This window comes from Veillonella caviae (assembly GCF_003992125.1).
In the GTDB taxonomy this organism is placed as follows: Bacteria; Bacillota; Negativicutes; order Veillonellales; family Veillonellaceae; genus Veillonella; species Veillonella caviae.
Window position 1 is genome coordinate 48373 of record NZ_RQUY01000011.1, and the last position, 24512, is coordinate 72884.

Annotated in this window: 23 protein-coding genes; 22 read left to right on the top strand and 1 reads right to left on the bottom strand. The window is 37.1% G+C overall.

The genetic code is table 11. From position 1 onward, the window contains the following. The first annotated feature begins 215 nt into the window (after positions 1–215). From EO120_RS05325 to EO120_RS05430, 22 genes are all read left to right on the top strand, one after another. Positions 216–1229, top strand: coding sequence for a GspE/PulE family protein (locus tag EO120_RS05325; RefSeq protein ID WP_127134443.1), 1014 nt, complete (start codon positions 216–218; stop codon positions 1227–1229). Next, the gene (locus EO120_RS05330) at positions 1195–2217 is read left to right on the top strand and encodes a type IV pilus twitching motility protein PilT (RefSeq protein WP_127134444.1); all 1023 of its coding nucleotides are present in this window, start codon (positions 1195–1197) and stop codon (positions 2215–2217) included. The genes EO120_RS05325 and EO120_RS05330 overlap by 35 nt, the downstream gene beginning before the upstream one ends. A 34-nt stretch (positions 2218–2251) precedes the next feature. Then, positions 2252–3421 (top strand): type II secretion system F family protein, encoded by a 1170-nt coding sequence (locus tag EO120_RS05335; protein ID WP_127134445.1) that lies wholly within the window; start codon positions 2252–2254, stop codon positions 3419–3421. Between the two features lie 16 nt (positions 3422–3437). Beyond that, positions 3438–3866 carry a competence type IV pilus major pilin ComGC gene (locus EO120_RS05340; RefSeq protein WP_127134446.1) on the top strand — a complete coding sequence of 143 codons (429 nt, stop codon included), beginning with the start codon at positions 3438–3440 and terminating at the stop codon, positions 3864–3866. A gap of 127 nt (positions 3867–3993) precedes the next feature. Continuing rightward, entirely contained in the window at positions 3994–4425 is a 432-nt protein-coding gene (locus tag EO120_RS05345) for a prepilin peptidase (protein WP_241234893.1), read from the top strand. Beyond that, positions 4401–4865 (top strand): hypothetical protein, encoded by a 465-nt coding sequence (locus tag EO120_RS05350; protein ID WP_241234894.1) that lies wholly within the window; start codon positions 4401–4403, stop codon positions 4863–4865. The genes EO120_RS05345 and EO120_RS05350 overlap by 25 nt, the downstream gene beginning before the upstream one ends. A gap of 76 nt (positions 4866–4941) precedes the next feature. Beyond that, positions 4942–5265, top strand: coding sequence for a hypothetical protein (locus EO120_RS05355; protein WP_127134448.1), 324 nt, complete (start codon positions 4942–4944; stop codon positions 5263–5265). Positions 5266–5276: 11 nt separating this feature from the next. After that, positions 5277–5894 carry a hypothetical protein gene (locus tag EO120_RS05360; protein WP_241234895.1) on the top strand — a complete coding sequence of 206 codons (618 nt, stop codon included), beginning with the start codon at positions 5277–5279 and terminating at the stop codon, positions 5892–5894. A gap of 28 nt (positions 5895–5922) precedes the next feature. After that, entirely contained in the window at positions 5923–6273 is a 351-nt protein-coding gene (locus tag EO120_RS05365) for a hypothetical protein (protein WP_241234896.1), read from the top strand. A 9-nt stretch (positions 6274–6282) separates the two neighbouring features. Then, entirely contained in the window at positions 6283–7137 is an 855-nt protein-coding gene (locus EO120_RS05370; protein ID WP_127134449.1) for a hypothetical protein, read from the top strand. Beyond that, positions 7127–7690, top strand: a complete 564-nt coding sequence (locus tag EO120_RS05375) for a hypothetical protein (RefSeq protein WP_127134450.1) — start codon at positions 7127–7129, stop codon at positions 7688–7690. The genes EO120_RS05370 and EO120_RS05375 overlap by 11 nt, the downstream gene beginning before the upstream one ends. A 10-nt stretch (positions 7691–7700) precedes the next feature. Beyond that, on the top strand, positions 7701–8096 hold the full coding sequence (locus tag EO120_RS05380) for a hypothetical protein (protein WP_127134451.1): 396 nt from the start codon (positions 7701–7703) through the stop codon (positions 8094–8096). A 131-nt stretch (positions 8097–8227) separates the two neighbouring features. Further along, a complete protein-coding gene (locus EO120_RS05385; protein WP_127134452.1) occupies positions 8228–8905 on the top strand; it encodes a shikimate kinase in 678 nt (225 codons plus the stop codon). Continuing rightward, a complete protein-coding gene (locus tag EO120_RS05390; RefSeq protein WP_241234897.1) occupies positions 8862–9776 on the top strand; it encodes an ATP-dependent 6-phosphofructokinase in 915 nt (304 codons plus the stop codon). The genes EO120_RS05385 and EO120_RS05390 overlap by 44 nt, the downstream gene beginning before the upstream one ends. A gap of 119 nt (positions 9777–9895) precedes the next feature. Continuing rightward, a complete protein-coding gene (locus tag EO120_RS05395; protein WP_127134454.1) occupies positions 9896–10978 on the top strand; it encodes an efflux RND transporter periplasmic adaptor subunit in 1083 nt (360 codons plus the stop codon). Between the two features lie 10 nt (positions 10979–10988). After that, the gene (locus tag EO120_RS05400; RefSeq protein WP_127134455.1) at positions 10989–11711 is read left to right on the top strand and encodes an ABC transporter ATP-binding protein; all 723 of its coding nucleotides are present in this window, start codon (positions 10989–10991) and stop codon (positions 11709–11711) included. Then, positions 11704–12915, top strand: a complete 1212-nt coding sequence (locus EO120_RS05405; protein ID WP_127134456.1) for an ABC transporter permease — start codon at positions 11704–11706, stop codon at positions 12913–12915. Before EO120_RS05400 ends, EO120_RS05405 begins: the two co-directional genes overlap by 8 nt. A 279-nt stretch (positions 12916–13194) precedes the next feature. After that, entirely contained in the window at positions 13195–13659 is a 465-nt protein-coding gene (locus tag EO120_RS05410) for a PaaI family thioesterase (RefSeq protein WP_127134457.1), read from the top strand. Between the two features lie 36 nt (positions 13660–13695). After that, complete coding sequence (gene pheS, locus EO120_RS05415) at positions 13696–14718, top strand: phenylalanine--tRNA ligase subunit alpha (protein WP_127134458.1); 1023 nt, start codon at positions 13696–13698, stop codon at positions 14716–14718. A gap of 9 nt (positions 14719–14727) precedes the next feature. After that, positions 14728–17172, top strand: a complete 2445-nt coding sequence (pheT, locus tag EO120_RS05420) for a phenylalanine--tRNA ligase subunit beta (protein WP_127134459.1) — start codon at positions 14728–14730, stop codon at positions 17170–17172. Between the two features lie 108 nt (positions 17173–17280). Beyond that, positions 17281–19704, top strand: coding sequence for a U32 family peptidase (locus EO120_RS05425; protein ID WP_127134460.1), 2424 nt, complete (start codon positions 17281–17283; stop codon positions 19702–19704). A 162-nt stretch (positions 19705–19866) separates the two neighbouring features. Next, positions 19867–22245: an endonuclease MutS2 gene (locus EO120_RS05430; RefSeq protein ID WP_127134461.1), complete on the top strand. Its 2379-nt coding sequence runs from the start codon at positions 19867–19869 to the stop codon at positions 22243–22245. 146 nt (positions 22246–22391) lie between these two features. Here the strand turns inward: EO120_RS05430 and EO120_RS05435 are convergent, their stop codons facing one another. Further along, positions 22392–24491, bottom strand: a complete 2100-nt coding sequence (locus EO120_RS05435) for a transglycosylase domain-containing protein (protein ID WP_127134462.1) — start codon at positions 24489–24491, stop codon at positions 22392–22394. Positions 24492–24512: the final 21 nt, after the last annotated feature.

Consider the following 24512-nt stretch of genomic DNA (forward strand, 5'->3'; position numbering starts at 1 on the left):
TTTATAGATTCCTTATAAAAACATATAAACTAAAAGACCTAGTAATGGCGTATTGCTCTTACTAGGTCTTTTTTGTATTCAATACAATCTCTTTGATTATGATACACGAATTGTGGAATTTACTTTCATAAAGAGGAATTATAGAATTCATGGAGAAATATACAGCGCAATAAACGAAGGTGATCTATTAATATACCGCAAGGTTGGAGGTGACCATGTATGTAGATATTACACTAGATGAAATTATTGAGTATGCTATGGAAGCTCATAGTAGTGATATTCATTTCGACCCTATGGAAGATGGTATTCATGTTAGATTGCGATTAGATGGATTATTGCAAGATTATATGACTATTGGTGGAGCTGATGCAGATTTGTTAACGAATCGAATTAAGGTATTCAGTGGAATGGATATTAGTGAAAAGCGACTGCCACAAGATGGCCGTTGGGATTGGTGTGGCAAGCAGTATGCAGGCACTATGCGCGTATCAAGTTTACCTAGTTTATATGGTGAAACTATAGTTTGTCGACTTATGGGGAATGCAGGGGTTCATAAAACATTAAGAGAATTGGGGATGCCTGCAGAATTGGAGTGTCGTATAGAGCAGTTATTAAATAGACCGTATGGTCTGATTGTGATTTGTGGACCTACTGGTAGTGGTAAAACATCTACTTTATACGCTATGCTCAGGCTGTTACACAGGAAGGAAACTAAGCTTATTTGCTTAGAAGATCCTGTAGAATCACCTATAGAGGGGGCTATTCAAATTGGTATTAATGAGAAAATTGGATTTACTTTTTCTAAAGGATTACGTGCTGTATTGAGACAGGATCCAGATTCTATTATGATTGGTGAAATTCGAGATAATGAAACAGCCCAATTAGCTGTAAAAGCAGCTTTAACAGGACATAGAGTACTGACGACTGTGCATACGAATACAGCCATAGGCGTAGTGAGTCGACTTATAGATATGGGGGTAGAACCTTATTTGTTACGAGCTACGCTTATTGGATCTTTATCGCAGCGCCTCGTACGTCGATTAGTAAATAGTGGTCAGTATAAAGGTCGTATGGGTTTGTTTGAATATTTAGAAATTCCTACTACTGCAATGGATTGGAATTGCATAGATGATTATGTGGTAGTTACCTTACAAGAGTCTGCTAAACAAGCTATAGAAGCTGGCTATACATCTAATGAGGAGGTGCGTCGTGCAGGAATTTTCTATTGAATCTATATTGATACTCGCTAAGGAACAAGAGGCTACAGATATACATTTAGAATTGAATAAACCCATTTTTCTGCGCGTTGCTAAGGGCCTTGAATCTATAGATATAGAATGTACGCAAGAAATCATTGATGATATTTTAAAACGATGTCATATTACGTCAATCATGTGGCATTCTATTGATGAAGCTTTTACTTGCCAGGGCATACGTGTGCGAACCCATATGTACAAAGCTAATCATAGTATTTGTGGTACATTGCGTTTGTTATGTCATAAGCAATTAGGATTAGAGGATACAGATGAAGGGGATTTATTAAAAAAGATATGTTCCTATCATGATGGATTAGTCCTCGTTACAGGACCTACTGGCAGTGGCAAATCATTTACCCTCGCTTGTTGTATTGAGTTCATCAATGAAACTATGAATAAGCATATTATTACTTTAGAGGATCCTATTGAATATGAGTTTACATCGTGCCGCTCATTAATTCATCAACGGCAGTTAGGTATTGATATGGTCTCTATGGCATGTGGTATACGAGATTCATTGAGAGAAGATCCAGATGTTATTATGGTCGGTGAGTTACGGGATAGAGAAACATTAGAGGCTGCTTTACATGCTGCGGAAACAGGCCATCTTGTATTGGCTACTATGCATACGCAACGTGCTGTTATGGCCGTGCAACGTATGATTTCATTACTTTCAGGTGATCAACAAGATGAAGTGCGCAGTCAGATTTCACAAGTATTGCGGGCCGTTATATGTCAACGTTTATTGCGCTGGGAACATGAATTTATCACTATACGAGATATTTTAATAAATACCAATGCGGTAGCTAATTTAATTAGAAATCGTAAAGAACCTCAAATTCCGTCAATTCAAGAAACTCAGGTTCCTATGCAAACTTTAGAAATGGCTGTACGAGATATTAAATCCCAATATGGGACACAGCGAATATTGCATGAGTTACTTGATCAACAATTGTCATAATAATAGTTGTTCTTTTTAGAGAGATGGAGCCTTTATGAAAGCCTATCACTACATTGTCATAACAAAAGAAAAGGTAAAAAAACAAGGTTTATTATGGGCTGATTCAGAAGATGAAATTAAAACAAAATTAAAATTAGAAGGTTATACTATATGTAATATTACTGTTTCAGAAGAGAAACAGACAGCATGGACTTATAAGGCTATATCAGATGTATCACAACAACTAGGTTTATTGTTGTCGTCTGGTATACCGTTGCGAAGAGCATTGACGTTGATGGATGAACAGAATAGTAATCCTGCGTATCGGTTTCTATATGAAGGAATCCAACGAGGACAAAGTTTATCACAAACATTTTATCAACTTGGATTTCCGGTTATCGCTGTAGCTTTACTGGAGGCTGGTGAAGCAGCTGGTACATTAGGAGAAACATTACAGTATATTGCAAATTATTATGAACATGAACGGCAATGGAAGCAAAAAATTATTAGTGCTATTTCTTATCCTTCATTTCTATTGTTATTGATGAATGTATTTTTTCTCGTAACCTTGTTATTTATTATTCCGTCTTTTAGTCGTGTATTTGCTACCATGCACGTGGAGCTACCGTGGATGACACGAGGACTATTTGTATTAGGACAGTCTTTACGAGAACATCCATTTATATATATTGGAGTTCACATTTTGATTGTTATCTGTACTGTCATAGGGGTTAATAACCAACGAATTCAGATGAGCATACACAAGCGTTTATGGAAATTGGCTCACCGTAATACGCCACTGACAGCTCTGTATTATACCAATGTATTAGCTGTATGGGCTTTGCTCTTAGATTCGGGAATCTCTATTATACCTATGATGAAGATGACTAAAGAAGTGTGGAGAAATCGATATGGTCGTATTTGTAGTGAACGGGTGGTAACTATGCTAGAAGCTGGTCATTCTTTTGGACATAGTATAGAGGCTTGCTCCATAGGGAATCCTTTTATATGGCAAATGGTCGCTGTTGGTGAAGAAAGTGGAGAATTAGTTGCCATGTTGCGTCACTGTAGTAAATACTATGATTCGTTACTAAACCAATATATAACTCGCCTAGAAAGGTTGATGGAACCTATTCTACTATCCATTATGGGCATTGGCATAGCCATTCTCGTGGTATCTGTCATGTATCCTTTATTTACGTCTATTTCATCTCTTAGTTATTAATAAAAGGAGAGTCATTATGAAGTCCTACATAACTATTTTTGCTAATCTGCGCCAATCTATTTTGCGTTATGTACAATACCGATTGAGTATCCATCGGTTACAACAACGTAGGGAAGGTGGATTTACATTAGTAGAACTTATGGTTGTAGTTGCGGTTATTGCTATATTAGCAGCTATTGCGATGCCTCAATTTATGTCTGCTGCTGACAAAGCAAAGCAGGCGAAGGAATTAGCAGATATTCAAATTATTCGAAACGCGACACAACTCTATATGATTGACAAGAGTTTAGATACACCACCTACTGTGGAAACATTATATAAAGAAGGGTATTTAACAGAACATGTTAAGAATGCTAAAGGGAAGGATTATGTTATCAGTTATGAACAAGTAGATGGTAATACTGGAAAATCGGTAGTGGTTACTTCTCCAGGTGCCACACAATAAGGTGTAGTGTATGAAAGGGATCAAATTACTTTTGTTTCTATGCACGTGTTGTATATCGCTCTTTGTTCCTCTTATTTATAAATCGTATAGTTTATTAGAAATATTGTGTATAAGCTTCTTTTCTCTGGTGCTTGTAACCGGTGCTACCATTGATATGCAGTATTTTATATTACCCAATGAAGGGGCTATTGGATTAGCTATTATAGGCTATTTATATACTGTTATTACTCATCATGTATATATCGACACATGTATACAGGTATTAGTAGTAGCGATTATATCCATCTGTTTGCGATATATCAGTCATAATGGTTTTGGTTGGGGCGATGTTAAATGGTTCTGTGCCATTTCTATATGGTTTACGCCAGTGCAAATGATTGTAATGATATATATATCTGTTCTCACGGCTTGTCTCTATCTCGCCTTTATGAAAACTATCAATCGTCCTATTGAAAGATATATACCATTTGGTCCCTTTCTTGCTTTTGGTGCGTGGCAAGGTTTACATTTTTCTATGTTTTGGGAGGATATATATTGGCTTATCATAACTTCCATATAGGTAATAAAGATGGATATATATTGGTAGAATGGCTAATTGCATTGTCTCTTATCATAATTATTGCCTTAATGGGGACTATGATATGTAAGCCGATTACTTCATCTACAGAATTAAATCTATGTACACAAGAAGTAGTATATACAATAAAAAAAGTTCAACTATGGTCTATGTTAGGTCATCGTAATGAACGCATGAGTCAAGGAGAGTTTATTTTAAAAAAATCTTCCTATGTAATTAGAGAAGGATATGGAGGGGTATATGAAGAACATGTATTGCCATCTAATATTGAAAGTATGCATATAATGAAGCGTGTATATTTTTCTGCTTATGGATTGCCTTATGATGGAACCGAATTTATATTACAAGATACGAGGACTGGTGCAAAAAATCGAATATGGATTTCTGTTCAAACAGGCCGTATACGATGGGAACAGATGTAAAAACACAACACTAAACTTTAGTAAGGCTAGTATATCGGGTTTTTTATATGGCGATGCCATAATAGGGGCGACCATTGTGTTGATTATACTACCTGTTATGTTACAGATATTCTTTTTGTCTACACAAAATCTTGAAATGTCCTACCATCGAGATCAAATTGAACAAGATGTGGTAGCTTTTATTGAGGAAGGTAAATCTGCTTATGATTCTGGGAATATGCCGAAAGTAGGTGTAGCAAAAAGTCATTTTAGTTCTTCTACTACATCGACAGAATATATACTCACAGAAGAACCTATCGAAGTTAATGGTATATTCATTAGTCGATATACTGTGCAAGCTGTTGAATTTGGGAAAACAGTATATGAAGTATCTACGTATTTAGGGGCGCCCTTAGAGTGAGGTTATTGTAAATGGTACAGTATCACAGCATTATATGTTTTCTTCCAGTGAAATTAGTATCATCGGTATCTCATTGCATACAGTTTAATAGAAAAGAAACAGTAAAGGGGTACATATTACCTTCTTTACTTATGAGTTTATTATTAGGTCTATTAGTGCTCACGATGGTGCTATCTATATCTGTTACTGCTTATATATGGGCTGCTCGATTAGATGATAGCATTGCCATGATAGAGGATGGCAGATATACAAGGCGTGCCATTGTAGGGCATATTATTTGGAATTCTTATATGGTATCTGTTTATGACTCTAATACATCTTTGTTTATTCACGATGATAAAAAAACTACATTTGTTGTGAAAAGAAGAGCTTTGTATCGACAGTTACGTGACGGTAGTTTACAACCGCTTAGTGGAAGCCGCATTCTAGGAACCGTAGATAAGCGTAAATTAGATAGTATTAAACCATTCTATATAGGTGATGATAAAGATTTACATCTGTCGTGGACTATAAATAATAGATTTGTACCGTCTACGACATTCGCGCAAGGCTATGGAGGAATTGCTCGATATGAAGTTAATACAGCTATATCGACACATTATGATTGGTTTAAAAATAAGAAAACCTAATGGATTCATAACATATGGATCATTGTATATGATGTTTTTTATCACTACTGTTTCTATAGCAGTGCTTCAACTGAGTGCTCTTTCGTTGAGCAATACTATAGATGAAATGAATCTCATGAAAGCTCATTATGATGCAGAACGAGGAGCTCGTTGGTTTGTAGCTTATGGTAAATCTGGAGGCACATTTGACGATAAACAGCCTATTATTGTAGAAGCGGACAGTGACCATACAGTTTATATAAAAGCTGATGCCACAATGAGTGTTCCGCGTCATGTTATGAGTTATGGTATTAGAAATGGATATACGGCACGAGTTCATCTATATTTACAAGAAGGAAACAATCATACTTTTGAAGTGGTATCAATAAAACCGTATTAAGGAGACCTTATGAAATCAGAATTAATTATACATACAGGAATCTGTATTACTGATAAACGTATTGTTGGCGTAACGGCTCATATTGAAAATAAGACTATGATTATTACAGATGCTTTAGAATTGGGTAGACAGAGTACCATTGATAAAGATATTGTGCGATTTATTAATGCTTATGATTTACAAGACGGTTCGTTTAGTATGGTGGCAGATATAAAAACAGAAACAGCTATGTCTACCTTTGATCCTCATAATTTTGATGTAAAAGAATTTATTAAATGGAATTTAGAAGGTGTTTTTTCTTTTGCTGAAAATGAATTTGAAATAGATGCTTGTAAACGAGAATATCCAAGACATCACTATTATTTGTTCTTAGCCGCTGCGGACCGTCATGAATTAACTTTATTAAGGAACGGTATTATGGATAGTTGTGCCCCTGTGGATATTATTGATTGCTGGCCTATACCAGTTACATATGGGTTGTTATATCGCAGTGGGACTATAACTGGTATAGTAGAATCGGTGGGAATGCATCTTTGGGTGTGGTGGAATGATGTATGTATTAAAGATTGTATTGTGAGAGTTAATGGTGCCGATATTAGTAAGGCGCTTATTGAACTAGAAGAAGAATTACAGGGCTTTGGTGTAGAAGAAATACAAGGGATTCATTTTTATAATACTGATGATTTGACTGAAGAACAGAAAATCGACCTTTGTGCATTAGAAGAGGTATATGGCAGCACAGACTATATTCCTATGGTATTTCTTGGAAGAGGTAAAACACGTTGTCATTTAGGTGAGCTAGATTGGGATATGGCTATTGGCATTGCTGCACGAGGTCTAGATTGGATTGGACATGGCTGGTAACAGAAGTTATTTTAATTTTCTTCCTCGTTATGTGCGTTGGTATGTCAGACTACAACAATATAAGTGGTATATATATATTGTTTCTATAGCTATATTTTTATTTGCTATTGTATCAATAGTCGTTTTGATAGAAGGATATAATGACTATAAGGCTATACAGCGTCAATGGTTAGCTATTCAAAACAATGAAGACAATCAGCGAGTGCTCAAGGAATATGAATCTTTGCAACAATTAATTCATAAGACTTTACAACGGAAAAGTTCGTATAACACACAATATATAGCTATTATCTTATTAGATGGGGCTATGACTAATCATGGAAATGTAACAATTCAAAACATTATTTTTACAGATGATGGTTTTTCTATGGTAGGTATTGCTAATAGTGATGAAAGCTATCAATCTTATATGCAATATGTACAAAGTCATTTAATAAAGTGGATATGCAATGGGAAACAAGACATACAACAAGATAGTGGATACACTGTATTCCATATGGATGGACATCCAAAAGAGCATGAGCATAGTCATGCAGAGAATGATCGGTCTTAGTGTAATTAGTATGTTAATGATTATTGGCAGTATAATTGGATATAGCTATATTAGAAATTATAGAACTACTATTGAATCAGATATAGTAGATTATCAAGCTATGATACAAGTTAAGGATATATATTTACATTCCAAAGAAAAAATATTAGTGGATTCATTGATAAACAATGATGATTGGAGTGAATCTGTATATCAAAGTATTGGAAGTGAACCATTAGTTGTGTCTCATAGTGAAATTAATAATGATAAACTTGTCATCACCTTAATAGGTACTAGCATGAACTTTTTCGCTTGGTATAATAAGGTCAATAAATTAGTAAAGAATTGTTCTATAAGAATTATATCTATCAATACCCAAGGTAGTAGCATTTATATTACTTGTGAAGTAAAACCTTATATATTGTAGATATTAGTAAAATTGATATGTATTACAAAACGTGGATTAGGCTATATATGCAACGCATAGTTACATATATAGCCTTTATTTTATATTTATAGTACAATGAAAAGTAACGTATGAATAAGGGGCAATAAAATATGACAGTAAAGCGTAATATTGTGCTCATCGGATCCATGGGTAGTGGAAAAAGCCATTTTGGCCGTAATTTAGCTGATTTAAAAGGCTGGCAATTTGTAGATACCGATCGAGTATTAGAAGGTCGTTTTGGGTTGCCCATTGCAGAGATTTATAAAAAAGTAGGTGAAAAAGCCTTTAGACGTGCTGAACTTGATGTATTAAAAAAAGTGTGTTTATATCACGAAGCCGTCATTTCTATAGGTGGAAATTTCCCCATAGAGCATCGCACATTAAAAACATTAAAGCGATTTTCTTATATTATTGGCATTCGAGCTGCTCAATATCGTATTGTTAGTCGTGTTAATAGACGTGTTGGTAAGCGACCAACTATGGACTATACGAATGTGAGTGCTTTTGTACATGCTATGATTCAATCGTGGAAACCTGTGTATAAACAATGTGACTATGTGCTAGATACAACTAATGGGCGAACCTATGACTTTATGCAGTCTATTGAGCGTGAATTAGAACGAGCGCAAATAGAATTTAAAGAGCGACGACAACCCAAAGAGAAGAAAATTGATAAACCGATAGAAGGTAAAGGTGCATATGAAAACAATAGCTCTTCTAACAAGTGGCGGAGACGCGCCAGGAATGAATGCGGCTATACGAGCCGTTACAAGACAAGCCATTCATAATGGATATACTGTATATGGTATCGAACGTGGATTTTTAGGTATTATTAATAGAGAAATACGTGAGTTAGGACCTCGTGATGTAGGTGGCATTATTACATCTGGTGGAACCGTATTAAAAACTGCTCGATTTCCTGAGTTTAAAGAACTAGCTATGCAAGAAAAAGCATACTCTGTTTTACAAGATATGGGCATTGAATCTCTCATTGTTATTGGCGGAGATGGTTCTATGGCGGGTGCTGAAGCATTATCTCGATTAGGGCTTAATACGATGACCATACCGGCTACCATTGATAATGATATGAATGGTACTGAATATACAATTGGTTTTGATACAGCAATAAATACCGTTGTCGATGCAGTAGGTAAAATTAGGGATACTTCTAATTCCCATGAACGTATAGCCATTGTAGAGGTTATGGGGCGTCATGCAGGGCATATTGCATTGCAATCTGGTTTAGCTTGTGGCGCTGAGATTGTCATTATTCCCGAAGTTGAGATTTCACTAGATGCTGTGTGTAATCGGATTAATGAATCTCATCAAATGGGGAAAGAGTTTAGTATTATTTTGGTAGCTGAAGGTACCTATGGTGGACAAGCGGTGAAGGACTATATTAAATCACATACGTATTTTGATCCTAGCTTAACCGTACTTGGCTATTTACAAAGAGGGGGATCGCCTTCGGCATTTGATTCACTATTAGCGGCTCGTATGAGTTCTGCAGCGTTAGAGGCAATAGCAAAAGGTGAGAAAAATCAAATTCTAGGATACATTGAGGGTAGAATTAAGGCTATCCCTTATGAGGTGGCGTGTAATTACAAGTTTCCATTAGACATATCTCAGTATACATTACTAACTACATTGAGTCGTTAGTAACGTTAGATTGTATCATTTTGAATTTTGGTGTAGAATGTAATCACGCTACAATACATTACTTTATAGTCTTATTATAAAATAGGCTAACTATTCTAAAAGAAATAAGGAGTATTTACATGAAAGCATTCTTTCAAAAGAATCGCAAACGCATTATTGGTGGCGCCCTAGCCCTTTGTGTATTAGGTGGTGGTACATATTATTATGTGAATTCTAATAATAGTGCACAAACGCAACAAAAATATACCACAGGTAAAGTTGAAAAAGGGGATGTTAAAACTAGTATTAGCTCAACTGGTACTATAAACCCAGTAAACTATGTGGATGTATCTACTAATGTGGCAGGTAAATTGGAGCGTGTTCTTGTAAAAGAAAATGATCAAGTTACAGCAGGCCAAGTGATTGCTTATATTGACACGCGTCAATTACAAGCTCAAGTAGATGATGCAAAAGCGGCGCTTGATAAAGCGCGTCTTGATATGAATCGTTATAAAGCTCTTATTGATCAAAATGCAGTATCTCAACAAACCTATGATGATGCAGTGACAAGTTTTGAACGAGCTCAATCTACATATGATCGAGTAGCGGCAGATTTAAGTGATGCTACTATTACAGCTCCAATGGCAGGTACTGTGATTGGCACACCGTTAAAAGCAGGTCAAACGATTAGCACAGGGATTTCGACACAAATGATTATTGCCACTATTGCGGATTTGTCTAATTTAGAGATTTATCTTACTGTAGATGAAACGGATATTGGTAATGTGAAATCAGGATCTCGTGTAGAATTTACCGTCGATTCTAAACCAGGTGAAACTTTTACAGGCTATGTTACAGAAATTGCAAAAGGTACTAAAGGTAATATGGGTACCACAAGTTCTAGCGTAGTGTATTATACCGTAAAGGTACAAATTCCAGCAGATATCTCTAATAATTTCTTGCCTACTATGACGGCGCGTGCCACAATTTTTGGGGAAGATATTAAAAATACATTAGTTGTACCATTGACGGCAGTACGTACAGATAAACAAGGAGAATATGTATATGTCATCAAAGATGGAGAGCCGGTGAGAACAGCTGTATCTACTGGTGTTACTGGCGATACGAATGTACAAATTTTAAAAGGGTTATCGGAAGGTGATGAAATTATTATTAGTGGCGATGTAAATGGGCCTAAACAAACTAGCCGTGGACCATTTTAGTAGGTGAGGTATGAATCATTCTGTTATTGATATACAAGGTATTACTAGAACCTATGTGAATGGCAAATTATCTGTGCCTGTGTTACACGGTATTGATTTGCAAGTACAAAAAGGTGATTTTGTATCTATCATGGGACCATCTGGTTCTGGTAAATCAACTTTTATGAATATTTTGGGGTGTTTAGATCGGCCTACTACAGGGTCTTATCGACTTAATGGTAATGAAGTGGCCACTTTGTCTGATGATGAATTGGCATATGTGCGCAATAAGGAAATTGGTTTCGTTTTTCAAAGCTTTAACTTGCTTACTAAATTGACGGCTTTAGAGAATGTAGCATTGCCGATGATTTATGCCGGCATTGATAGAAAAACGCGTACAGATCGTGCAGCGGCGTTGCTTTCATCGGTAGGTCTCGGTGATCGGATGGATCATTTACCAGCAGAACTATCTGGTGGTCAACGTCAACGGGTAGCTATTGCTCGGGCTCTCGCCAATGATCCTGCTATTATCATGGCTGACGAACCTACAGGGAACCTCGATTCTAAATCAACGATTGATGTAATGAATATTTTTCGAGGTCTCTATGATGCGGGGCGCACCATCATTCTCGTTACTCACGAGCCGGAAATTGCAACTTATGCAAGCCGTAACGTAGTACTCAGAGATGGCTATATTGTAGAAGATAAACAAAATCTTAATATGGCGGCGGTGCAGGAGGTGACTCATGTATAAAGAGAGTTTCTTAATGGCTTGGGCATCGTTGATTGCCAATAAATTACGGTCCATATTGACTATGTTAGGTATTATCATCGGTGTAGCTGCCGTAATCGCCCTCGTGTCCATTGGTAATGGTGTTAAACAAGATATACAAGATTCGATTTCTAGTTTAGGCTCTAATTTGTTAATGGTTATGCCTGGTGCACCTCGTACTCCAGGGGTTAGACCTACTGCAGGCTCTCAAAAAACCTTAAAAGTTTCTGATTATGAAGCAATTGCTAAGCTAGATGGTGTAAAGGCGGCCAGCCCATATACGGCGGGGTCCTATGTAGCTATTTATCAAAGTAAAAACTGGACTACTAGCGTAAGTGGTGTTAACTATAATTTCCAAGATGTAAATAATTGGAATATGGAAGAAGGCCGATTTATTTCAGAAAAAAATGTACAAAACCGTGAACGCATTGCCGTAGTGGGGCAAACGGTAGTAAAAAATCTATTTGCCGGTGAAGATCCAGTAGGGAAAGAAATTCGTGTACAGAATATTCCGTTTCGCGTTATCGGTGTTCTTGAAAGCAAAGGTAATGGTACTATGGGTAATGACCAGGACGATGCAATTTTTATCCCTTATACAACGGCTATGGAACGCGTAGAAGGGGTCGATTACCTTCGCATGGTCTATGTAGTGGCGAAGGATGAAAGTGGTATTGATCGTTTGCAATCCGATATTGAAAATTTATTGCGTGTTCGTCATGGTATCAAAGATCCAGAACTAGATAATTTTAACATTCAAAATATGAAATCTATTATGGATACTATGGAACAAACGACGGGAACCTTAACATTATTTCTTGGTGCTGTAGCAGCCATTTCGTTAGTAGTAGGCGGCATCGGTATTATGAATATTATGCTCGTATCTGTTACAGAACGGACGCGGGAAATCGGTATTCGTAAGGCCTTAGGAGCCACCTATAATGTGATTGTTACACAGTTTCTAATAGAAGCGGTTGTTATAAGTCTTATGGGGGGCATTATAGGCATTGCCTTAGGTATTGGTGCATCTCATTTAATAGGTACTTTATCGGGGATGAGTACCGTTATTTCTATACCAACTATCATTCTATCCTTTGGTTTCTCTATGGCCATCGGTCTCGTATTTGGTATTTATCCTGCTCGTAAAGCGGCAAAACTCAATCCAATTGATGCGTTGCATTACGAATAATAGTATAGCTATATAATGGATGGCGAATATACTAGGAATATAATTTGTATTCGAGATTTTTGTGAAAGTAATTTTACATAGATATATTCGCATATGGTGCGTTGCATGATACAATATTGTATGATGTAACGCACTTTTTATGTATTGTGAAGAATTAATTTGTGAAAATACTATATTTGTACTATGTTTAGTACAGTAGATGTGGTTTTTATAAGGTATAGTAGAGACAATTTTAGATAGCACAGTAGATGAAAAATTTTATTTTTGGTGAGGAATATGATGGCTACAACATTAATAGAATATTTTAATGAATTGCGAGAATTAAATCCTTTTGCATGGGTGAAAGACTCTGAAGTTACAGCAGTGAATTTAGGACATGCAGAGATGATATTGCAAACAAATGAAACTGAATATTGTAATTTTCGTGGCGACCTTCATGGCGCAGTATGCATAGGTCTTGCTGATAGCTTGATGGGAACAGCCTGTTTTACATTGGGCAAATCTGTGAGTACCATCGACATTAATGGCAATTATGTAAAATCCGTAAAAGGTGGGACTTTATTAAGAGGTGTAGCTAATGTAGAACATAATGGACGATCCACTATGGTCGCTACAGCGCGTATTTATAATGAATTAGGGGAGCTAGTACATTTAGCAAGAGGCACCTTTTATGTTTTGGAAGAAAAGCCTTTGCCTGATTTACCATGGCGTTTCATTGAAGAAGATGACCCAAATTTGATATAATGAAATTTGAATTTTGTCATTTAGGAGGATGGTTGTATGGAACAAGAATTACAACGCATAAAAGAGGTTGCATTAGCAGCTATTAAATCGGCTAATGATGCACAGGCGTTGCAAGACGTACGCGTAAAATATTTAGGTAAAAAAGGTGAAGTAACAGCTTTATTAAAAGGCCTTGGAAAATTATCCCCAGAAGAGCGCCCTAAAATGGGGGCTTTGGTAAACGAAGTACGCCAAGCATTAGAAGCGGAATTAGACGCGTTGAAAGCATCTATGGAAACAGCGGCGTTGAATGCTCGTTTAGAAGAAGAGAAAATTGATATTACTTTGCCTGGTAGAGCACCAAAAACCGGTCATATTCATCCATTGACAACAGTGAATGAAATGATTGAAGAATTTTTTATGAAAATGGGCTATACCGTTGAAGAAGGTCCAGAAGTAGAACAAGATTACTATAATTTTGAATGCCTTAATTTACCAAAAGACCATCCTGCACGCGATATGCAAGACTCCTTCTATATTACAGAAAATTTCTTGCTTAGAACTCATACATCTCCAGTACAAGCACGAACTATGCAACGTCATGAACCGAATAGTCCTATTCGCATGATTGCACCTGGTAAAGTGTATCGTTGGGACTATGATGCAACACATTCCCCTGTGTTTCATCAAGTGGAAGGTCTTATTATCGATGAACACATTACATTTGCTGATTTAAAAGGTACTATTGAAACTTTCTTGCGTCATATGTTCGGCGATGATACAAAGGTTCGATTCCGCACTAGTTTTTTCCCATTTACAGAGCCATCTGCTGAGGTAGATATTTCCTGCGTTATGTGTGGTGGTGAAGGTTGCCGTGTATGTTCTCATACCGGTTGGCTTGAAATCTTAGGTTGCGGTATGGTACATCCTAAAGTTCTAGAAATCAATGGCTATGATCCGACGAAGGTAAAAGGCTTTGCCTTTGGTATGGGTGTAGAGCGTATTGCGATGCTCTTATACGGCATTGGTGATTTACGACTATTTTTTGAAGATGATGTACGTTTCTTGGAACAGTTTTAGGAGGTAGAAATGAAAGCAAGTTTACAATGGATGAATGAATATGTACCTCTTGACTTAGCTCGTCCTGCCCAAGAATTAGCAGATGAATTAACACAAGCAGGTATTCCTGTAGAAGATGTTATTTCTATGGACCCAGGTTTGAAAAAAATCTACACTGGTAAAATCGTAGAAATTACAAAACACCCAGATGCGGATAAATTACAAGTATGCCAAGTACAATGTTTAGATGAAGACGGCGCTGAGATTACGAAACAAATCGTTACAGCTGCTACCAATGTGGCAGTAGGTCAAATTGTGCCTGTAGCATATCATAAATCTCGTTTAGCAGATGGTACTGAAATTAAAAAAGGTAAATTGCGTGGTGTTACATCGGAAGGTATGTTCTGTTCCGTTGCAGAATTTGGACTATCTAAAGAACAAGTACGGCCAGAAGAGGCAGAAGGCATTTATATTTTCCCTGAAAATACACCAATCGGTCTTGATATTAAAGAAGCATTAATGCTAGATGATACAGTATATGAGTTTGAATTAACTGCTAATCGCGCTGATTGTTTCTCTATGGTGGGCTTATCTCGTGAATTTGCCATTATGACTGGTAAAAAGGCATTATTCCCAGTTATTATGGTCAATGAAAATGGTAATTCCATCGACGGTAAAGCTTCGGTTGTGATTGAAAATAATGAATTGTGTACCCGTTTCACTGCTCGTGTAGTTAAAAATGTAACTATTGAACCATCTCCATTATGGATGCAAAATCGCTTGCGTAACAGTGGGATTCGCCCTACTAATAATGTTGTAGACGTAACAAATTATGTTATGCTTGAATTAGGTCAACCAATGCATGCTTACGATTATGATCGCGTAGCAGGGCATACTTTGATTGCTCGCAATGCAAAAGCAGGAGAAACATTAGTAACCCTTGATGGTTCTGAACGCAAGTTAGATGAGTCTATGCTCGTTATTGCAGATTCTAATGGACCGATTGGCATAGCTGGTGTTATGGGCGGCCGCGATAGCGAAGTGACAAATGATACTACTCATGTATTGTTAGAAGCTGCTGTATTCAATGGACCTTCTATTCGTCGTACTTCTAAAGCATTAGGTATGCGCTCCGAAGCGTCTGGTCGCTTTGAGCGTGGTATTAATCATAAATACACGGCATATGCTATCGATCGAGCTGCGCAATTGTTACAACAAATTTGCCCTTCCTGTGAGGTAGAAGTGGGTGTTATCGATGTATATCCTACACCAGTAGAACAACGTACGGTTACTTTTACAGTAGACAGTGTTAATGATTATCTTGGTACATCTATCGATAAAGATAGAATGGTATCTATTCTAACAAATCTTGAATTTGTTATTACTCAAAATGGGGATGCTCTTGATGCATTAGTGCCAACATGGCGTGATGATGTAACCGGTATGCCTGATATTGCTGAAGAAGTGGCGCGTATTTATGGTTATGATAATATTGTACCAACTATTCCACATGCAGTATTGTCCTCTGGTGGCATGACACCTAAAAAAGCATTGACTAAGCAAGTAACGCATTATTTAGCTAGTGTTGGTCTTAGTCAGATTATTACTTTTAGTTTCATGCATAAAGACGGTTTGTCAAATATGATGCTTCCAGAAGGAGATAGTCGTTATACAGCAATTCCAATTCTAAATCCTATATCTGAAGAATTTCCTTACATGAGAACTACTTTGGTGCCTGCTGTTATCGAAGCAGCTCTTCGTAATATGGCACAACAAAACAAAGATTTATGGTTGTTTGAAACAGCTAATGTATATGAGCCGAAAGCATTACCATTAGTAGAAGTGCCTCACGAGCGACCAATGGCATGTGGTATTATGATGGGGAAAACTACTGAACCAGCGTGGAATGAACCGCAACGTGAAACGGATTTCTATGACGTAAAAGGCGTAGTAGATGGTTTGTTATCAAACTTAGGTGTAGTGGGCTATACGATTACTCCTTGTGGTGAAAGCTATTACCATCCTGGTGTAAGTGCTAACTATACTATTAATGGTGTTACGATTGCTAATTTTGGTGAATTACATCCACAAGTAAGCAAAAATTTTGATTTACCTGGTAAAGTATATATGTTTGAAATTGATTTAGAAGCGATTTTAGATTTGACTATGCCAGAGTTTAAATATCAACCATTTAGTAAATTTCCAGGTACAAGCCGAGATTTAGCTATCGTTGCACCTGTAATTGTTACAAGTGGTGAAATTATGGAACTCATCAATGAACATGGTGGGGAGTACTTACACTCTGTGTCCATTTTTGATGTGTATGAAGGGGAACATATAGAGGCTGGTTATCGCAGCTTGGCGTATAATTTGCAATTCCGTTCTATGGAAGGAACATTGAATGATGAAGAAATTGATGGCATTATTCAAAACATCATTTCTGCATTGAATGATAAAAACTGTAAATTGCGTTAATATACCTTACAAGAGGGATTACCATATGGTAATCCCTTTATGTCTATCTGTTCTCCTGTAGTATAATAGAAGTAATACATTGTAAAATTTAAGAATCAGAGGATGAATATGGAATTATTAGCTCCAGCGGGGACGATGGAAAATTTTATGGCTGCTTTAGAGTCTGGTGCTGACGCCATTTATTTAGGTGGTAAAGGATTTAATGCACGTGCACATGCGGCGAATTTTGACATGCAGGAATTGGGCGAAGCAGTACGATTAGCTCACATTTTAGGAGTCTCTGTATACGTCACAGTCAATATATTAATCGGCGATACGGAATTAACCGATTTGGAATATTATTTGCAAGAACTTGAGTCTGTTGGTGTAGACGCTATTATTGTACAGGATTTGGCAGTAGCACAAGTTGCGCGCCGTGTAGCGCCAAATTTGCATCTTCATTGTAGTACTCAGATGACAGCAACCACTTTAGATGCGGTGCGTTTTTATGAAAGTTTAGGGTTTACCCGTGTCGTGTTGGCTCGAGAACTCAGTTTAAAAGAAATTGAACATATTTGTGCTAACTGTAAAGCGGAAATTGAAGTTTTTGTACATGGTGCATTGTGCGTATGTTATTCTGGACAATGTTTGATGAGCTCTTTCATCGGCGGACGTAGTGGTAACCGTGGTGCATGTGCTCAACCATGTCGTTTGCCCTATGAATTATTAAACTCTAAAGGGGTTAGTTTATTGCCAAAACATGAGTCCTATTTGCTAAGTCCTAAGGATTTAAATTACAGTGAGCATATGGCACATCTTGTAAAAGCTGGAGTTACGTCTTTTAAGGTAGAAGGACGCATGAAAAAGGTTTCTTATGTGCGCCAAGTCATTGGTACGTATCGAGAAATCTTAGATAAGGCTACTATTAATGATGAACAGCAACAGGCTTTAGCAACTGGGTTTAACAGAGGTTTCTCTACTGCTTATCTAGATGATTCCGTAGGTCGTCATATGATGACCGTAGTGGCCCCAAATCATCAAGGAAAACCCATCGGTAAGGCATATGTAAAAAAAGGAAATGTCTACTTAGAATTAGATGAACCTATTGTATTAGGATCATTAGTTAAAATTTTGCAAACGAACGGGAGTATTACCTATTATACAATTGATAAAGATTGGCTTTGTATTAATCCACTTCTCTACAAGTCTAAACCGAAAGAAGGACTAGCCTCAGGCCCTATGTACTTAGCATCTACACCTAAAGAAGCCAAATCTAGAGGCCTTCAAGAATTTTCTCGGAAATATAATGTAACGATGTATCTTATGATAGGTATTGATGGTGCAAAACAGTATACGGAATTAACAGCTATGTTAGACTCTGGTTTATCTGTAACGGTACAACATGAATATATTCCCGTATTGGCAAATAAAGTACCAACTTCTTTAGAAAAAGTGGCAGAACAATTGGGGCGTTTGGGAAATACGTTATTCCAACTTTCTTATGTAGAAATTCCCAATGGGGAATATATGTGGCCGGCTAGCGTGCTGAATGCATTACGCCGTGATGCAGTAGAAGCGTTAGAAGTCATGTTAATAGAATCACATGTAAAATCGTGGCATACACTACAAGTATATAATACTAACGGGTCTTACCCATTTGCTGCTAAAACTGCTTTGGACTATCGTGATTTACCAATTGTATCTGTTGTAGTAGATGAAGTAGAGGGTGTGCAAACTGCCATTGCTGGAGGGGCAAAAAAAATTATTTTTGGTGGTGATCGATTACAACGCCTTCCTTATGAATCATCTGTATATAAAACGGTAGCAACCTTATGTAATGATGCAGGTGTGTATTGTACTTTCACAACGCCTCGTGTCATTAAAGATGATGAAGTTGAGGTTTATAAAAAAACATTACAATACATAGTTAATGCTAATCCTACTAGTATCGCCATTCATGTGCCACAAGCTTTATTATGGTTACAAGAGCTAGGCTATACAGGGGCTATTGAAGCTAATACGGGATTAAATATTTTTAATACACCAACTGTTAAGTTTTGGGAGAATCTTGGTATGAGCAGTATTGCACCATCGCAGGAATTGACATTGCAACAAATTAGTGCATTATCAAAACATGCTCAAGCTCCGTTAGAAGCTATGGTTCATGGTTATACAGAAATGATGATATCTGAATACTGTGTCATTGCTAGCTTTGTAGGAACTGGCAGTAAAGTTACCTGCTCTATGCCATGTGTAAAAGAAAATTATTTTTTAAGAGATAGAAAAGGGGAGATGTTCCCTTTAAGAACGGATCCATATTGTCGTATGCATATAATGAATAGTCATGAAATGGATATGCGTGCCTATGTACCGGATTTGGTGAAAAAAGGTGTATCTATTTTACGCATTGATGGTCGTCAGATGGATTTAGATCGATTAAAGCATATCATTACTGAGTATGTAGGTATACTTAATGGGACTATACAGCCACCATCTAAACAAGTATATGATGAACCTATTACAAGAGGCCATTATTTTAGAGGAATTTTATAAGCCATTTACGGTTTGTGGTATATAATACTAGCTAGGACCATGAGTGCTATTTTTCATGTAGTTTTTATATGAAATATAATATTAAATAGGGGCACTGAGATACTATTTAAGATTTAGATTTTCTTATTATGGTATATATTGATAGATAAAAGAGGTAGTCTATTGTTTAATGAAGAAGTATTAGAGTTTATAAAAATAAAAGAAGAACTGGCTCATCACTGTAGTTCTACTATCGCTAAGGAAATGGCGTTGGCATTAGAGCCTATGATTGACTACAAGATGATTCAAGCGTCTTTAGATGAAACCGCAGAGGCAGTGCGGTCCTGGCAAACAGAAATAGAACAACCACTAAGTGGTACTCGCGATATTCGAGAATCTTGTCAGAAAAGTCGTAAAGATTTCATTTTAACTCGCGAAGCCTTATGGGATGTTTATATTACTATTGGAGCCTATAAGCGGATGGCTAAGTTTTTTCATACAAAATATATAGAATATCCGCTATTATCCTTGTGGATGCAGGAGATGCCTAATACGGACCGTATTGAACAACGATTCCGTCGTGTATTTGATGATAAAGGAGAGTTATTAGATACGGCATCTCCGAAGTTGACATCATTGCGAAATACGATTACGAAAACGAGAGAACGTATTAAACATGATATTCAAGCGATTCTACATGACAAAGATAATCAAAAATATTTTCAGGATGCTATTATTACACAGAGAAATAATCGTTACGTTATTCCTGTAAAGCAAGAATATCGTCAATATTTTGACGGCTTAATCCATGATCGGTCTGCTACAGGTCAAACCTTATATATCGAACCGATGCGCCTTGTAAATCTTAACAATGAATTACAAGAAGCTATTATCGGTGAAGAACAAGAAGTATTGCGAATCTACAAAGAATTATCAGCTTTGGTTAAACAGCATAGTAATGATTTAATGGATGCCTGTGAAAAGGTATCACATATTGAATTCGTTTATGGTAAAGCTAAACTGGCTATTGCTCAAAAAGCTGTACAAGCTACCTTAAGCGAAGGTCGTGAAGTCAATCTGATGAGAGCACGACATCCGCTGATTCCTATTAACCAAGTAGTACCTACTGATATTCGATTAGGTATGGATTATAGAGTTTTATTAATTACTGGTTCCAATACAGGCGGTAAAACTGTATCCCTTAAAACATTGGGGTTATTGGCGTTAATGAACCAAAGTGGTCTATTCATTCCTGCAGATACGGGCTCTATTTTACCGATATTCCATAACATATTCGCCGATATTGGGGATGAGCAAAGTATCGAAGCTAGTTTAAGTACCTTTTCTGCGCATATGACACAAGTTATAACCATCATCAAACATTGTGGACCTAATGATCTTGTATTGCTTGATGAGTTAGGATCTGGTACGGACCCTGAGGAAGGTAGTGCATTAGCGGTATCCATTTTAGAATTCTTTAGGCAAAAGGGTGTGCTCATGATGGTGAGCACTCATTATAATGAGTTAAAAAATTATGCATACCATACCGATGGCATTGAAAATGGTCATGTAGAATTTGATGAACGTACATTAAAACCAACGTATCGACTCCATATTGGTGTAGCTGGTAGCAGTCATGCATTGAGTATTGCATCACGTTTGGGATTGCCAAAAGAAATTGTAAATCGTGCACGAGACTACAAATCTAAATTTGGTAGTAGCGAAATGGAATTAGTTCTATCAGATCTAAATGAACAATTGCGGAAAGCTTCTGACCGTGAGAGGTCGTTGAAAAAAGAATTAGATGAAACCCGTCGTATGCGAGGACAACTTGAGAAAGAAAAGAAACAGTTTAATGAAAAACGGAAACAAATACTGTTAAAAACACAAGAGGAAGCAGAAGCATTAAAACGTTCCTTGCGTGTAGAAGGGGAATCCATCATTAAACAGTTGAAATCGCAATTTTCTGAAACCAATAAGGATAAACGACAAATTGCCATTCAAGAAGCTCGAAAAGGTATTTCTAATGTACACGTGCCGAATGTCCCTGTAGACGATGAGCGAAACGATATTTCGTTAGATACTTTGAAAATAGGAGATATCGTATTTGTCACTACATTGCGATCATTAGGATCTGTATTGGGCATTAAAGGCAATCGCGTTACGGTAGATATTAATGGCTTGACTGCAACGGTCAAATTATCTGAATTGCAATCTACTACTAGAGAAGAATCGAATAAGATTAAACGGGAGAACAATGCACCTCAGCCTAAATCACGGAAACGTGCGGGCAGTTCTATGGTGCAACGTCAAAAAGAAGTGCGTACAGAAATCAATATCTTAGGTCAAACCGTAGATGAAGCTACCGTATCGGTAAGCCGATTCATAGATCAAGCTTTGCTAGGTGGTGTTAATCAAGTGCGTATTATTCATGGTAAAGGTAGTGGTGCCCTTCGTGAAGGGGTGCACAACTATCTTAGAACATTGCCACATGTAGCACATTTTGAAACAGCAGGCTATGATGAAGGTGGTGCAGGGGCTACTAATGTAGTGTTAAAATAAAATTAAAAGCGTATACACAGCGAGTTATTATACTGTTTTTTACTGAACTAGTATAATTAAAGCAATGTGTATACGCTTTTTTTAGTGATGGGGATTGTACCAAAAGAGAAAGTGGGAATCCATATAGATTCCCACTTTAGATTATTTTATCTTTCTTTGGATGTTTTATCTTCTTTTTTGCTACTTTTAGATGAGCTACTAGGTTTAGATTCTTTTGACGAGTCCTTTGCTGTGTCATCTTCTTTTATTGTGTCATTTGTATCCGTATTTTTAGTATCTTTAGTGTCTTGAGGAATATCTTCTTTTACCTCTGTTTTAGGAGGACTTGGTATTGGATTGTGATAACCTTCACTAATAATCGACTCAGCACTAGCAGGTACAACAAAATCAGAAGCAGGCGTATTAGCTAAGGCACTAGCCATAAATTGTCCCCACATAATAGCTGGTGTAGTACCGCCTGTAATACCATGTAACGTTTCAGAACCATAATCATCGCCGACCCAAACGGCTGCTACGAGATCTGGTGTATAGCCTACAAACCAAGCATCTTTAGAATCGTCTGTAGTTCCTGTTTTACCAGCAGCAGGACGACCAATACTAGCATTACCACCAGTCCCGCCAGAGATAACGGATTCGAGCATATTGGTAATGATAGCTGCATCTTTCTCGTCAACAACACGTTTTTCTTGAATAGAATTTTCCTCTACTATTTGGCCATTGCGATCTACGATTTTAACAATGGCTGTTGGTTGAACCTTGATACCACCATTAGCAAGCACACCATAGGCCTCTACCATTTCAAGAGGGGTTACACCGTGAGTTAATCCTCCAAGGGCCGTAGATAAGTTATTATCCTTATCTGTTAACGTTGTAATACCCATATCTTTAGCTAAGTTTAGAATTTTACGCATCCCTGTATCATCGGCAATTTTTACAGCTGCTACGTTACGAGAATGTTGTAATGCGTAACGATATGTCATAGGACCTTCAAAATCTTTTTCATAGTTTTGAGGTCTCCAGCCATTGAAATCAACAGGACTGTCATCGACAATAGATCCCGGTGTTTTACCAGATTGGATAGCTGCTAAATATACAAATGGTTTCATAGCAGAACCTGGTTGGCGCTCTGCTTGGGTAGCGCGGTTAAAGGAGTCATTACCACGACCGCCTACCATGGCAACGATATAACCATTATGTGGATTCATGGCTACGATAGCGCCTTGTGGTTGGTGTAAACCATTTTGGTCGGTATAAAAATCAGGGAGATTTTGCATAGCTGCTATGGCGGCATTTTGTGCGTCCATATCGAGGGTTGTATAGATTTTTAAACCATCTTTATAAATCGCATCATCACCATATTTTTCGGAAATTTGAGCAATTACATAATTAATGAAATACGATGCATTGTTATTTTCATGAGTTTGTTCTTGTTTAGAGATTAAGCCTAAGTCAGTATTTTTAGCTTCATCTGCTTGTGCTTGTGTGATATACCCATATTTAACCATTTGTCCAAGGACAACGGCTTGACGTTGTTTTCCAGCTTCTAAATTGTTAAATGGAGAGTAATAATTGGGACTTTGTGGTAAGCCAGCAAGTAGAGCACTTTGAGCTAGTGTCAATTCATTGACGTCTTTGCCAAAATAAATATGTGAAGCTGCTTGTACACCGTAGGCACCTTGACCAAAATAGATTTGGTTCATATACATTTCAAGAATTTCTTGTTTTGTGTAATGTTGTTCAATTTTGAGGGCTAACAAAGCTTCTGAAATTTTACGTTTAATTGTTCTATCTTGTGATAAGAATGCATTTCGAGCTAATTGTTGCGTAATAGTGGATCCGCCTTCAGCTACACCACTATGTACGATATTAACCCAAATAGCGCGGAGGATACCGATAGGATCGATACCATGATGATTGTAAAAACGGGAGTCTTCAGTAGCTACAAAGGCATCTTGTAAGTCTTTAGGAACTTCTTTAATAGAAACTGGTAAACGATTTTCTGCGGAATGAACATTAGTAATTAAATTGCCATGTACATCATAAATTTGTGATGCTGCAGCAGGACGTACATTGGATACGTCTGGTAAATTAGACATGGTTGCACTTATAAAACCACAACCGCCACCAGCGATAATGAGGAATACTAATAATAGAATCATCCAAATCGTACGCTTTGTGGACGCTTTAGGAGAACTAGGTTTAGTTGTCGATTTACGACGAGTTCTCAAATTTGAGTTATTACTCATAGAGTCACCTCGTTTTTTAGT